The sequence below is a fragment of the Polyangium sp. y55x31 genome (genome assembly GCF_029946505.1).
Taxonomy (GTDB): domain Bacteria; phylum Myxococcota_A; class Polyangia; order Polyangiales; family Polyangiaceae; genus Polyangium.
Genome location: NZ_JARZHG010000020.1, coordinates 1 through 13,858 on the forward strand (window position 1 = coordinate 1; position 13,858 = coordinate 13,858).

Annotated in this window: 11 protein-coding genes; 5 read left to right on the top strand and 6 right to left on the bottom strand. The window is 70.5% G+C overall.

The features are described from left to right. The first annotated feature begins 188 nt into the window (after positions 1 to 188). From QHF84_RS29430 to QHF84_RS29440, 3 genes are all read left to right on the top strand, one after another. Complete coding sequence (locus tag QHF84_RS29430; RefSeq protein ID WP_281316772.1) at positions 189 to 773, top strand: hypothetical protein; 585 nt, start codon at positions 189 to 191, stop codon at positions 771 to 773. A 252-nt stretch (positions 774 to 1,025) separates the two neighbouring features. After that, positions 1,026 to 2,246, top strand: a complete 1,221-nt coding sequence (locus QHF84_RS29435; RefSeq protein WP_281316773.1) for a sigma-70 family RNA polymerase sigma factor — start codon at positions 1,026 to 1,028, stop codon at positions 2,244 to 2,246. A 117-nt stretch (positions 2,247 to 2,363) separates the two neighbouring features. Then, the gene (locus tag QHF84_RS29440) at positions 2,364 to 2,795 is read left to right on the top strand and encodes an STAS/SEC14 domain-containing protein (protein WP_281316774.1); all 432 of its coding nucleotides are present in this window, start codon (positions 2,364 to 2,366) and stop codon (positions 2,793 to 2,795) included. Positions 2,796 to 2,798: 3 nt separating this feature from the next. On the opposite strand, the gene QHF84_RS29445 is transcribed toward QHF84_RS29440, so the two are convergent. Continuing rightward, positions 2,799 to 3,602 (bottom strand): SDR family NAD(P)-dependent oxidoreductase, encoded by an 804-nt coding sequence (locus QHF84_RS29445; protein ID WP_281316775.1) that lies wholly within the window; start codon positions 3,600 to 3,602, stop codon positions 2,799 to 2,801. 68 nt (positions 3,603 to 3,670) lie between these two features. Next, a complete protein-coding gene (locus QHF84_RS29450; protein WP_281316776.1) occupies positions 3,671 to 5,152 on the bottom strand; it encodes an NAD(P)/FAD-dependent oxidoreductase in 1,482 nt (493 codons plus the stop codon). Between the two features lie 111 nt (positions 5,153 to 5,263). On the opposite strand from QHF84_RS29450, the gene QHF84_RS29455 reads away from it, so the two are divergent. Beyond that, positions 5,264 to 5,962, top strand: a complete 699-nt coding sequence (locus QHF84_RS29455) for a TetR/AcrR family transcriptional regulator (RefSeq protein WP_281316777.1) — start codon at positions 5,264 to 5,266, stop codon at positions 5,960 to 5,962. On the opposite strand, the gene QHF84_RS29460 is transcribed toward QHF84_RS29455, so the two are convergent. From QHF84_RS29460 to QHF84_RS29475, 4 genes are all read right to left on the bottom strand, one after another. Further along, entirely contained in the window at positions 5,963 to 9,805 is a 3,843-nt protein-coding gene (locus tag QHF84_RS29460) for a serine/threonine-protein kinase (protein WP_281316778.1), read from the bottom strand. It abuts the gene before it with no gap. Between the two features lie 108 nt (positions 9,806 to 9,913). Then, positions 9,914 to 10,888: a hypothetical protein gene (locus QHF84_RS29465; protein ID WP_281316779.1), complete on the bottom strand. Its 975-nt coding sequence runs from the start codon at positions 10,886 to 10,888 to the stop codon at positions 9,914 to 9,916. Between the two features lie 83 nt (positions 10,889 to 10,971). Then, a complete protein-coding gene (locus tag QHF84_RS29470) occupies positions 10,972 to 11,955 on the bottom strand; it encodes a hypothetical protein (protein WP_281316780.1) in 984 nt (327 codons plus the stop codon). Between the two features lie 208 nt (positions 11,956 to 12,163). Continuing rightward, positions 12,164 to 12,856 (bottom strand): hypothetical protein, encoded by a 693-nt coding sequence (locus QHF84_RS29475; RefSeq protein WP_281316781.1) that lies wholly within the window; start codon positions 12,854 to 12,856, stop codon positions 12,164 to 12,166. 182 nt (positions 12,857 to 13,038) lie between these two features. On the opposite strand from QHF84_RS29475, the gene QHF84_RS29480 reads away from it, so the two are divergent. Next, positions 13,039 to 13,857 carry a YgaP-like transmembrane domain gene (locus QHF84_RS29480; RefSeq protein ID WP_281316782.1) on the top strand — a complete coding sequence of 273 codons (819 nt, stop codon included), beginning with the start codon at positions 13,039 to 13,041 and terminating at the stop codon, positions 13,855 to 13,857. Position 13,858: the final 1 nt, after the last annotated feature.

Consider the following 13,858-nt stretch of genomic DNA (forward strand, 5'->3'; position numbering starts at 1 on the left):
TGCGCATCGCGCAGTTCATCGACCCCGAGTCCAGCGCTTGCGCTGGTCCGGGTGCAGGGGCGGACAGCCCCTGCTGGGGCCTGGGGCAACGCCCCAGCGAATCGGCTTCCAGATGAGACCAATGCTCAGCGCCTGAGAAGGTCCGTTGTGAAACGCGCCCGCCGGCTTATACTCGGCCGAGGTCCGTGATGCAGAGGCTCCCCCTTCCCTTCCTCGCGCTCGCCCTCCTCGCGCCTGCCTCGTGTGGCTACGAGGAGCCGGACATGCCCTCCCAGGACACGCTCTACGACGAGCCGTGGAGGCCGAACGACTTCTTCCTGCAGGGATCGGGCGGGCACGTCGTCAACGCGACGATCGGCGACGGGACGGCGATCGGGCCGGTCGTCAACGTCGGGCTCTACACCGAAGACGACGGCAAGGCCCTGCGCGGCCTCGCGCTCGGCAAGACGCTGAGCGCCTCCGTCCGCGGCCCCGAGATCGAGGGGCTCTGGGGCGCCGAGCCGCTCCGGCTCCGCGTGACGCGCCTGGAAAAGCGGCAGCACGTCGAGGGCCTGCTCCGCGGCCGCATCACCGATCTCTGGCTCGGGCCTGAGGCGATCACGGGGACCGTCGGCCTCTGCGGATTCGATCTCGCGCGGCGCGGGCACATTTACGAAGGGTCGCTACGTTGTGGGGGTTCGATGGAGCTCGTGAGCGTCCGGATCCCCGAGACGTTCGCCGGCTGGGGTGAGACGGCCTCGGCCGCGATGGTGGCCATGCTCCTGACCGGCTGAGAGCCACGCAAATCATTCGCAATCGACGCCTGGGGTAGCTCCCTCGTCCGAATTCTTTTGTGCGCCCCCCTTCCGGACGCGCGAGGGATGCTTACGTTCCGCAATCCCGGCGAGCAGCACCCTCCGCCGCGTCTTTTCGCCGGGCGGGACGCGGGTCTGGAGACCACATTGAACAAACTCAGGATCGCGGGCCCCGCGAAGGAGCCCGCACGGAAGCGTCGTCCGCGCACGCCCAAGGGCCCCACGCCCCCGGTGCCTCGTGCGGCCCCGATCCAGGACGCGACCGATCTCTATCTGCGTGGACTCGAAGCAAGTCAACCGCTCACGCGCGAGGCCGAAGCCGAGCTCGGGCGTCGTATCACCCTCGCCGAGCGTGACGCCTTGTCCGCGCTCGTCCGCTCTCCGGCGAGCGTGCACGCGCTCGCGGCGATTGCGGAGGAAATCCGGTCTGGCAAGACGAACCCGCGGGACCTCCTCCTGAACGGAGAGGCCCCGGACGCGGCGGCCACGACGAGCCGCCTCGTCGACGCGCTCGAACGAGCGCGCGCGCTCGCCTCCGAACCGGGGAACGACGCCGCGCTGCCCGCGGATCTCGCGGACGCGTTCGATACGTTGCGGGTCGATCCCACGCTCGTCGAGCGGCTCGATCAGGCGCTCGCCGCGCGCGCGCAGGTTACCTCGGCCGAGGAGCAGGCGCGCATCGAGGAGGCGCGGGATCACTCGGCGAAGGCGCGGGCGCGGGCGGCGCACGAGAAGGGCGAGCTCGTCCGGGCGAACCTGCGCCTCGTGGTCGCGACGGCGCGCCATTATGGAAACCGAGGCGTTCCGCTGCTCGATCTCGTGCAGGAGGGCAACCTCGGCCTCATCCGGGCCGCCGACAAGTTCGATTATTCGCGCGGCTATCGGTTCGGCACGTATGCGGCGTGGTGGATCCGGCAATCGATCGAGCGAGCGCTCCTCTACCAGGGCAAGGACGTTCGCATGCCGGTGCACCTCACGGCGAGCCGGCGGCGGGTGCTTGGCGCGGAGCGGGCGCTCTCGCAGAAAAACGCGCGATTGCCCTCGCAGGAGGAGATCGCGGAGAGCTCGGGCGTGCCGCTCGACAAGGTCCAGGCGGTCCGCGCGCTCTCGCTCACGCCGGTCAGCCTCGACGCGCCCATGGGCGACGAGGGCGATTTCCGCTTCGGCGACACGCTCGCCAGCGAAACGGACGCGCCCGACGAGGCGCTCGTGCGGAGCCGCATGCGCGAGGCCGCGAGCGAGATGCTCGAGACGCTCACGCCCCGCGAGCGCGAGGTCTTGAAGCTGCGTTATGGCCTGACGGGCGAGGACGACCATACCTTGGAGCAGATCGGCCGCTCCTTCTCGCTGAGCCGCGAGCGGATCCGGCAGATCGAATCGAAGGCGCTGCAGAAGCTCCGCACCTGGAGCGAGGAGCGGGGGCTCGGTTCTTATCTGGAAGGCTTGCGCTGAGGGCCGAGCCCGTCCATCGATGGCGGGGCCATCGATGGACGCTCGGCCCCCCGCGTGGATGGCTTCTCGGTGGGCGTGATTCGTGGCAAGCTCCCCGTTCGCTTCCCCTCGAGCCCGATGCAAACGCCCGACGTTTCCTTTCTTTCGCGCACCTGGCAAATCGGCCCGCATCGAGCGAAGTTCGAGCCGCCTGCGCTGCTCGTCATCGACGTGAGCGGCCCCGTCTCGAAGACGGATGCAGCGGCCATCAAGGACCTGCTCCACCAGGTCGGCGACCAGATCGGCAGCCCCTACGACCTCCTCGCCGAGGTGAGCCGGATGGGTAGCTTCGATCCGCATGCACGCGCGGTCTTCCGGCAGGTCGAACGCGAGTATCCGCTCCGGCGCGTCGCCATCGCCGGCCCGAGCTTCACCACGCGCGCGCTCCTCGAGATGGTCGAGCGCGCCGGACGCGCGCTGTTTTCCCACTATTTCACGTATACGGTGGGATTCTTCGCGAATGAGAAGGAAGCGCGCCGCTGGCTCGCCGAGCCTCCCCCGCGCGCTTGAGCGTCAGTCCTTCGACCGGAAACGAACGCCGAGACCAACGAGCTTGCGGAACGCGTCTGGCAGAGCGCGCTTCACCCTCCAGAGCCAGCGCGCGTCGGCCATCGGCACCGCATACAATTCGTCGCGCTCCACGGCCGCGAGCGCCGCGAGGACGACCTCCTCGACCGGCCTGCCGCCCGCCATGAGTTTGTCCGCCATCTTGCGGGTCTCCGGATCCGCGAAGCGCCCCGAATTCACGATGTCCGTCTTGAAAAACGTCGGACACAAAACGGTCACGCCCACGCCCGTATCATCGAGCTCCACGGCCAGGGTCTCCGAGATCGCGATGACGCCCGCCTTCGCCGCATTGTAGGCGGCCATGCGCGGCGCGCACAAAAGGCCCGCGGCGGAGGCGACATTGAGGATGTGGCCGGCCCCCTGCTTTTTCAGGCGAGGAACGAAGACGTGGCAGCCGTGGATCACGCCGAAGAGGTCGACCTCGATCGTCCAGCGCCAATCCGTGAGCGAGAGATCCCCGACGAGCCCGCCGCTGCTGACGCCGGCGTTGTTGACGAGGAGGTCGATGGGGCCCTCGCAGGCATTCGCGAGCGCCTCCACCTCCTCGACTTTCGTCACGTCGCAGCCGAGCGCCTTGGCCGCCGCGGCGCCACGCGCGAGGGCGAGGCGGGCCGTCTCCTCCGCCGCGCCCGGGTTGATGTCGGAGAGCACGAGCCGCGCGCCTCGCGCCGCGAGCTCGAACGCGAGCGCGCGCCCGAAGCCGCCCCCTGCCCCGGTGATGACGCTGCATCCCGATGTTCGAAGTCCCATGAAGTTCTCCTCTTCCTCGTCTCGTGGCCCGCATCAGAGCCCGACCCGCGCCGCTCCGTCAATGGCGCTCACGCCAAGGGGACCACTTCGTACGGCGCGGGATCGAAGCGCCGCGTCTTCAAGCGAAACTCGAACGTGAAGCCGGGCCAGAGCGTGGTGTTCTTGCCGCTCCGGGTTTGATACCAGCTCACGCATCCGGTCGACCAGACCGTGCGGGGAAAACGCGCCTGGAGCTTCCGGTTCTCCTCGCTTTGCGCCTCGGGCCGCACGTCGACGAACTTCCAGCGCCGCGCCTGCATGGCCTCGATGCAGCTCATGACGTAAGCCGCCTGTGATTCGATCATGAACACCATCGAGCTGTGGCCGAGGCCGACGTTCGGCCCGACGATCAGGAAAAAATTGGGAAACCCCGCGATCGTCGTACCGAGATAGGCCTCGGGCCCATCACGCCACACGTCGTTCAAATCGCGCCCGTCCCGCCCGCGGATCACGAAGGGCGCCACGGCCTCCGCCGCCTGGAACCCGGTCGCGAGGATGAGCGTATCGACCTTTCGCAAAACGCCGTCGCTCGTCCGGACGCCGTCCGCCTCGATGGCCTCGATCGGCTCGGTGACGAGCGCGACGTTCGGCCGGAGCAACGCCGGGTAATAATCGTTCGAGAGCAGGACCCGCTTGCAGCCCATGGTGTACTGCGGCGTGAGTTTCTCCCGCAAAACCGGATCCGGCACGCTTTTCGCGAGGTACGCCCGCGCGAGCCGCTCCGCGAGCTTCATGATGCGCGGCTCGGCGACGAACCCGAGCGCGAAGAGCTCGTGCCACCAGTACTGACGGAGCCGGGCGAGCCGCTGGAAGAGCGGCACGCGGGCGAACCATTCGCGCTCGGCCTCCGAGATCGCGCGGTCGCGCTTGGGCAGGATCCACGGCGGCGTGCGCTGGAAGAGGTGGAGACGCCCGACCTTCGGCGCGATGGCCGGCACGATCTGGATCGCGCTCGCCCCGGTGCCGATGACCGCCACCGTCTTGCCTTCGAGATCCGCGTGTTCGTCCCAGCGCGCCGAATGAAAGGTTTTTCCGCCGAACGAGCCGAGGCCGGGGATGTCGGGGAGCGCGGGCCGGTTGAGCCCACCACAAGCCGAGACGAGCACGCGCGCGGTCGTCGTGCGGCCATCCCTCGTCTCGACCCGCCAGATCCCTTCCCGCTCGTCGAACGTGGCGCCTCGGACCTCGGTGTTCAGGCGGATGTGGGGGAGCAAGCCGTACTTCCGGGCGCAGGACTCGAGGTAATCCAGGATCTCGGCCTGCGGCGCGAACATGCGTGTCCAGCGCGGGTTCGGCTCGAACGAGAACGAGTAGAGGTGTGATTCGACGTCACACGCCGCGCCGGGGTAATGGTTGTCGCGCCAGGTGCCGCCGACACGCCCCGCCTGCTCGAAGATCGTGAAGTCGTGGATGCCGGCCTGCTTCAGCCGGATCGCCATGGCCAGGCCCGCAAAGCCGCTGCCGACGATGACGATGGGGGTGACCGAGCCCGAGACGTCTGCGCGCTGCATGGCTGTTGACTCCCGTTCAGTAACGAAGTCGAAGATACCGGCTGTTGAACTGAAGTCAACAACAAACCGGACGATTGAAGATCCCGGGCGCCGGGGGTATAGGCTCGCCTCATGAAGAGCCGAGCAAGGCCGAGGCCCGCCGCGCGCCCCCCGGCAGAGGCCGAACAAGGGCCCGCCACACGCGCGCGGCTCGAGGTCGACGAGCGCCGCGCCCAGCTCCTCACGCTCGGCCTGTCGATCTTCAGCGAGCGCGCCTACGACGAGGTGTCGATCGACGACATCGCGCGCGCCGCCGGGATCTCGAAGGGCCTGCTTTATTATTATTTTCCGACGAAGCGCGATTTTTACGTGGCGGCCCTGCGCGCAGCCTCGAAGGAGCTGCTCGACGAGACGCTCGATAAGGAAAAGGACGCGTCGCCCGAAGAGCGCGTCGAGCAGGGCGTGCGGACGTACCTCGCGTACGTGGAGCGCCGCGGCGCCGCGTATGTCGCCCTCATGCGCGGCGGGATCGGCTCGGATCCGGAGGTCGCGGCCGTGCTGGAAGAGACACGCACGATCTTCCTCGACCGTATCGTCGCGGCCCTGCCGCCCGAGGCCACGGGCCCGCTCGTCCACACGGCGATGCGCGGCTGGATCGGCTTCGTCGAGGTCGCGTCGATCGACTGGGTCGCGCGCAGATCCGTGCCGATCGGGCAGATCGTCACGCTCGCGAAGGTGCTGCTCTTCGACGCGCTCCGCGCCGCGACGGAGGTTTGCCTGACGAGCGAGCCCGCTCCGCCGAAGAAAAAACGGGCCCCGAAGGCGCGCTGATCAGAGCCACGCGGCCACGAGCGAGCGGGCGCGGACGTTCTCGGGCACGTCGTGGAGGTAATGCGATCGCAGCGCCTCGTCCGGGATTTCCGCCGCGCGTGCTTCGATCCGGCTCATCACGTCGCGCAGGGCCCGCGACGCCTCCTCCATCTCGCCCTGCTCGGCGATCGCCTCGGCCATCACGAGCCGCGCCTCGATCTCGACGTACCCGCCGCCGCCCCGACCGAGCGCCGCGCCGATCTCCCGCGCGAGCGCCCGCGCCTCGGACGCTTTGCGCAAAAGGACGAGGCAACGCACGAGCAGCGTCGTGATCCAGAGCTTGCGCAAAGGGACCCGCGCGCAAAGGGCGAGGGCCGCGCGCGCCTCGCGGGCCGCGTCCTCGTAGGCGCCGCGGTGGAGGAGGATCTGCGCCCGGAGGCCACGCGCCCAGCCGCGATAGCCGTCGCTCACGCCCGAGGCCGAGAGCACACGCTCGGCGATGGACTCCGCCTCGGCCCATTTCGTCTCCTCGCCAAAACCGACGAGCAGCGCCGCGAGGTGGAGCTCCGATTGCAGGAGGGCAAACGGTCCTCGAATGCGGCGCGCGAGATCGACCGCAGAGCGGAGCGCGCGCTCGCCGGCCTCGCGCTCGCCGATTTCGCCGAGGGCCTGGCCGAGCCGATTGAGCGCGGTGATGTGGTTGCGGGCGTCGCCGATGGTCGCGAACGCAGAGACGGCCCTTCGCGTGAGCTCGAGCTGGCGAAACGGGGCGCGCTCGAAGGCGCGGAGCTCGTCGCTTTGCCCGATCGCCAGGGAGCCGACGACGTCGAGGTCGAGCGTGGGCATGGATGCCGCGAGCCGCTCGGCGCGGTCGAGCAAGGCGCGGCATAACTCGCGCCGCCCGTACGACGTGAGCAGGGAGGCCGCGAGCGGCGCCCAGAGCAGGTAATCGCGGCGCGCGTCGGGCTCGGGGTCGAAGTCGATGAAGCGGCTGCCCATGCGGAGGAAATCGTCCTCCGCGCCCACGACGAGTGACGCCCACGTGCCGTGGAAGAGGAGCAAGCACTCCCAGCGGCCGCCGCGCGCGACGCGCGGGAGCGCCGCGACGCTCATCCGGTGCGCCGGTTCGAGCTCCGAGCGCCAGCAATGCGCCATCGCGCAGAGCGTCTGCAAGTGGGCGAGGACCTCGCCCGCGGCCCCGCACGCGATCCCACGCTGCGCACAGAGGAGCGCGCCCGAAAAATCGTCGCGCTCGAACGACTGGCTGCCCGCGCGAAGGTAATGGGCCGCGGCGTTCTCGGGGTCGTGGCCGCGCTGGAAATGCTCGGCGAGGACGAGCGCGTCGGGCTCACCCGCGCGCTTCAGCCACTCCCCGGCGAGCCGATGGCCGAGGTGCCGATCCTGATCGGTGAGCATGGCGTACGCGCCCTCGCGGATGATCGCGTGGCGGAACGCGTACTCCTCCTGCCCGGCGAATCGCGAATGGAGCCGCCGCGTGACGAGCTCGCGCGCGCAAAGCTCGGAGAGCGACGCGGTGAGCGGCAAGCCGTCACCGAGCAGCTCGCAGAGGCCGTTCTCCCAGAACACCTCGCCGAAAATGCTGGCGGCGCGGAGCAGCCGGCGCGACTCGGGCGCGAGCGCGGAGAGGCGCGCCTCCACCATGCCGAGCACCGTGTCCGGCAGCTCGCCGCCCCGGCCGTCGGCGACCGCGCGGATGAGCTCTTCCAGGAAAAACGCATTCCCCTCGGCGCGCTCCACGAGCGCCGCGCCACGCTCGGCCGCGATGTCCCCGCCGAGCACGGCCGACACGAGCTCCGTCGCGGCTCGCTTCGGCAAGGGGCCGAGCCGGATCTCCTGCACGGTCCGGCCCGCCCAGAGCCGCGGGAAGACCTCGTGCACCGCGGGCCGCGCGAACGCGAGCACGACGAACGGCACGTCCGAGACGTCCCGCAGCACGGCGTCGAGGACCTTGAGCGAAGGCGCGTCGCCCCAGTGAAGATCTTCGAGCACCACGAGGATCGGCCGCGTGGCCCCCACGGCCTCCGTGAGCGCGCGGTAGGCCGACTCGATCTGATCGGCCATGAAAAGCGGATTCTGCCGCGCCGCGCGCAGGCGCGGGCTGCCCTCGTCGGGGAACGGCGCGCCCGCGAGCTCGCCGAGGAACTCCATGATCGTGCGCTTTTCCGCCGCGTCCGAGAAGACCGACGTGAGCAGCTCGATCTTGCTGCGTTGCGCCTCGATCGGCTCGCCCGCCGAGATCTGCAGGATCTCGCGCAGCGCACCCCCGAGCAGCGAGAAGGCCGATCCGGCGCCGATCGCGTCGGGCCGCGCGATCGTGCAAGCCACGTTCGCGTGGCGCTCCTTGATGACCCGCAAAAGCTCCTGCCGCAGGCGCGATTTGCCCATGCCCGGCGGCGCCGTGACCAGCACGGCCGAAGGGCGCCGCTCCTCGAAGCTCTCGTCCACGAGGTCGAGGATGTTCCGGAGCTCGCGCTCGCGGCCGACGAACGGGCTCGGCCGGCCGAGGAGCGTGCGGCTCTCGTGTCCGGTCCGACGCTCGCCACGCAGGGCGATCCGTCCCTCTTGTTCGACGAGCTCGAAACGCGCGTCGAGCAGCGCGCGCGTGTTGTCGTCGATCCGAACGGGCGCGCCCTCTTGCTTCTCGGAGAGCGCCTCGTCGAGCAGGGCTGCCGCGCGTTCGAGCGCCTCGCCGACGGGCAGGCGGTTCGTGGACTCGCCGCGCCCCGTCACCAGGACGACGGCCGCCTCGGGCGCCGCGAGCTTCACCCACGTCGCACAACGCGCCGCGTTCGCCGCTTGATCCACCACGCTGCCCTCGCCGAGCAGCACGGCCACGACCGCGCCGGAGGAGAGCTCCAAGGCCCGCGCGCCGAGCGGCGTGGCCACGCGCCGCACCGCGGCGACGAGGTCCCGCGGCGCCTCGCGATCGAGCGGCGGCGCGACGGCCACGATCGAGACGAGCCGCCGCTCCGTGCCCGTGAGCGACGCCCGCGAGGGCTCGCCCGTGGAGGAGGGCTGCCTCGGGGTCGCGTCGATCCGATCGAGGATCACGCGCACGGCCGCGCCGTCCCCGGGGCGCCCCTCCGGGTCCTTGGAGAGCAAACGATGGACGAGCGCCACGAGTGGCTCCGGCGCGTCGGGGCGGAGATCCCGGAGGCGGGGCGGATCTTCGAGCAGGAGCTTCGCGAGCAGGGCCATCGGGTGCGCGCCCTGGAACGCGGGTTTTCCGGCCAAACACTCGTACAGGACACACCCGAGGGCGAACACGTCCGCCCGCGCGTCGGCCTCGCGGTCGCCGCGCGCCTGCTCCGGCGCCATGTACCCGGGCGTCCCCAGGATCGAGTTCGTCCGGGTGAGCGCGCCCGTCACGCCGCTCTGGGCGATGCCGAAATCGACGATCTTCACGCGATCGGCCGAGCCGCCCACGAGGAAGAGGTTGCTCGGCTTGACGTCCCGGTGGACGATCCGCCGCGCGTGCGCCGCGCCGAGCGCCTCGGCGACGCGACGGGCGAGGGACAAACTCTCCTCGATGGAGAGCGCGCCCCGCTCGAGGCGCGCGAGCAGGCTCTCGCCTTCGAGCCATTCCATCGCGAGGTAGGGTTCGCCGGACGAGGCAATGCCATGCGCCACGTAGCGCACGACGTGCGGGTGCTCGAACGTCGAGAGGATGCGCGCCTCCTTCAGGAAACGCGTCGAGGACTCGGACTCGGGGTCCCGCAGCACCTTGAGCGCCACGGGCTCGCCCGTGATCCGGTCGACGGCGCGCCACACCGTCCCCATCCCTCCGGATCCGGCCCGCTTCCCGAGCACGAACCGTTCGTCGAGCACCTCACCGGATCGCATTCGGATTCAAGGATACCCTGGAGAACCCGCGCCTACAAGCATCTCGCCGGGCGGACGAAACGGTCCTTTCGCGTCTTTCGATGAAAGCCCGCCGCGCGACCGGGACGTCTACGGCAGGCTCGCCATTTCAATCGGCTTGCGGCAGGTCGCAAATCCCCCCGCGCAATGCCCCGACTGGAACATGGGCCCGCGCGGCGCGCTCGTGCCCGGCCAAAACCCCGCCGCGCCCCATCGCCCGTCGAAGCGCAACGCCCGCCCCGCGAGCGCGCTCTCGGGCACGTCGTCGAGCCGCGAGAGCCCGCCGCCCTCCCACGTCCGCCAGGGCCGATCGGCGCACGTCGCGAGATCGTCGCACGAGGAGGCGGCCGATTCGAACCACGCGAGGTCCGAGCGGTCGGCGTACGTCGCGTGGGTCCCGCGCGCGGACAGGACGACCGGGTGCTCGCCCTCCTTGCGGAGCCTGGACCACGCGAAAAAGGGCCCAGGATTGTTGTCCTCGTGCCGGGCGAGGTAAGCCCCGAGCGGGCGACCCGCCTCGTCGAGGCGCACGGTCATGTGCTCCCAGTCACTCTCGTGCTGGAAAATCAGCGGCCCGTCGTTGTAGGGGTAATAAAACCAGTATTCGAGGTGAATCCCGCCGCTCGCCCGCGGGTAGACGTCGACGTAGGTCACCCAGTCTTCGGGCCGCTCGCTCCCTTTGCGCACCTCGTCGTCGAACGCCCTGCGCGCGCGGCGCACGCGCGCGGCGCCTTCCACGAAATCGGACCTTTCCATGACCCAGGGGACCGACGCCGGGAGCGCGCGATCCTCACGGTCGAGGAGGACAATCGGGGCGAACGTGCGGGCGAGCTCGGCCTCGCGCTCGTCGGAGAGCCCATCGCCGTCCCTGTCCCCCGACGCGAGCGGCGCGGGCGGCGTGCCCATCGCCGCAACCACCGGATCCATCCACGCCTCGCGCAGATCACGCGCGTGCCCGCTGCCAAGCTCGACGCCGGCGAGGGCGAAAAAAAGGACGGATACGGATGCGAGGCGAGGATGACGGCGCGCCCTCCGGGGCGAGAAAACGAGCGGGACGAACGGCATGCGGCGGGCAACCTTTGCACGCGTCCCACCCTCGCCGCAAGACCAGCCTGGACGTTATCGCGAATGGACTGCACATTTTGCAATCAATGCTCGGGCCGCTCGTCCGGCGGCCTCGGCGCTCTCCATACGAGTGGAACGAGCGCGCCCACTGCCGCGAAGACGGCCTCGAGCGCGTGCCCGAGGAGCGCGATGGCAATCGCCTGCGGCAGCGTCGCGCCGAGCACGTCGGCGCTCCACGCGAAGGCCCCCTCGCTCACGCCCACCTGCGCCGGGACGAACGCGCCCACGGCGAGCGCGACCATGCTCGCCCCCTCGGCCACGAGCGCGCGCGAAACGCCCGTCATCGCGCCCACCGCGCGGGCCAGGATTGCATACTGCGCGACCTGGAGGGCCCGACCGAGGAGCATCATGGCGATCGGCCCCGGCGGCAGGAGGCTCGTCTCGCGGGCCCGCGCCTGAAAGGCCTGGACGCGCGCGGCCGCTCGCCAAGACAAACGACCGGCGAGCACGCCGAGCCACGGCGCGCGCATCGCCACCCGAATCCCCGTCCCCGCCGCGACGAGCAGCGCAGAATGGAGGACGAGCGCCATCGTGATCGGCGAGGCTCCCGAGAGCGCATATGCCGCGGCCGCGCAGGGCACCGAGACGATCCCGCCGCTCACGAGCGTCACGGCTTGCCCCGTCGCGGCCGCCGCCGTCGCCGCCGTCGGGCCCGCCCAGGGCGCGAGGAGCGCAGCTTTCGTCGCCTCGGCCGCCGTGCGCCCCGCGGGCGCGATTGACGACACGGCCCGCGCCACGAGCGCCGCGCGCGCGAGGACCCGCGCGGGCAAGAGCCTCCCGGCTGCCGGGCCATAGGCCGCATACGTCGCGAGCGCGTCCGTCCCGACGCGCGCCGCTTCGAGCCCCACGACGAGCGGCAGCCAGGGCGCCGCGCCGCGCAGAATCAGGCAAAGCGGCCCCGCGCCCACCTGCCGCACGAGCGAGACGACGACCCCGATCCCGAGGGCCCCGAATGCGAGGCGCACGCCCCAGCGAAGCACGGAGACCCAGGGCCTCCGCTCCAGCATTTCGTGTCGCTCCACATTTCCCCCGCGAGACCAGGCGAGGCGCTCGCGCGGCCTCGTCCTTCGCTCTCGCCACGGACGTGCCAGCGCGGCGCACCCTCGTCACCGCGGCGAACTGGGAAAATGGCGTGACAAACGAAAACGGCGCGCAACGTGGGGTTCCGGGTGGCCCCACGCTGCGCGCCCCATGGGAGTTCGATCCGGCGGAAACTCAGCGACCCTGGCCGCCCGTCCGTCCGCCCTGCTGGCCTTGCTGCGTGCCCTGGTGCTGGCCTCCTTGCGTGCCCTGCTGCGTCCCCTGCTGCTGGCCGCCTTGCGTCCCCTGCTGCTGGCCGCCTTGCAAACCAGGCTTCTCGCCGATCAGGATCCGCGTCACGTGCAGATAGGCCTGCGCGCCGCTCAGCTCATTGGCCTCCTCGGAGGACAATCCCCATTGCTGCTGCGCGAGCTGCGCGCTCGGCGTCTGCCGGATCTGGCCCACCAGCGCGACCTGATCCCCCTTTTGCAGCTTGTGCTGGCCCTGCTGCAGCGAGCTCCGCGCCTGGTCGTCCAGGTAGACCGGCACGGTCCGATCTGCGCTCGGGCCGACCCAGAAGACCCGATCGTTCGAGACCTTCTGCACCTGCGCCCCGACGAGGTCGACCTGCCGATTGAAGAGCGCCGGGCGATCGGGCGTCACGAGCACGATCGTCAAATCCCGAATGGGCTCCGCCGTGGCGCCAGGCTGCTGCCCTTGCGGCTGCCCCGCGGGAGCAGGCGCCCCCGGCTGCTGGACGGCCGCGCCTTCGCCGCCTCGACGCACCTCGGCTCCGGCTTGACCGCCGCGCTCGCGCTCCTGGCACCCCGTCACGGCGAGCGCCGCGAAGAGGCCGGCCACGCTCACCAAACGAAAAGATCTGCGCATCGCGCTCCTCCCGTCGTTCATTGCAGAGCTCCTCTCGCCCTCGATTTCCGCCGAGGACGCCGCCCCCATTTCGCTGCAAATCCCGATCCGAGATCCCGCTCGGTTCGCCGAACACGCCCGGCCGGGGTGAGGTCTCTTCCTTGCATTCTACACCTCGGACCCGACGCCCAAGAGGAGAGTGCATGCATTCGAAGACACCCAGGCTCGACGACATCCACGGCATTCCCGCGCGCGCGCGCAAGATGAACCCGCTCAACGTGGGCCCGAACGAGCGCGTCGTATCCGCCGCGCTCGGCGGCGGCCTCGTCGCCTGGGGGATCTGGCGCAGGGGCGCGCTCGGCCTCCTCGCGGGCGCGGTCGGCGGCGCGCTCGTGCATCGCGGCGTCCGCGGCTATTGCCCGGCCTATGCGGCCTTCGGGATCAGCTCGCGCAAGGCCCCGAAGCCCACACCCATGCCCCTGCTCGAAACGGAAAAACTCACGCGTATCGAGCGCACCGTCACCGTCGCCCGCCCGGCGGCCGAGGTATACGCATTCTTGCGGGATCCGTCCCACGTCCCCCATTTCGCGCCGCACGTCGAGGGCGTGGAGGACCTCGGCGAGGGGCGCATCCGCGTATGGACCGTCCTGAATGGCGAGCGATCCTCGTGGGAGGCCCATATCGATCTCGACCACGAGGCCCGGGCCATCGTGCTCGGCCACGCGGAGGGTCCGCCGGAAAGGCTCGCGATTCTGCTCGGCGACGCCCCCGGCGGTCGCGGGACCGAAATACGGCTCGTACTCGAGCTCTCGAAGACGCGAGGCCTCCTCCTCCGCGCCCTCGCCGCAGTGGCGGGCGCGGATCCGGACGCGTGGGCCCACGCCGGCCTGCGCCGGCTGAAGATGCTGCTCGAAGCCGGCGAAATCGTGACGGCGGGGGTTTGGGGGCATCACCCGGCTCGTCCAGGCGGAGCCCCTGATCGTCAACCGACGGGAAGCCCTCCGGCCGGTTCATCCCCATGAC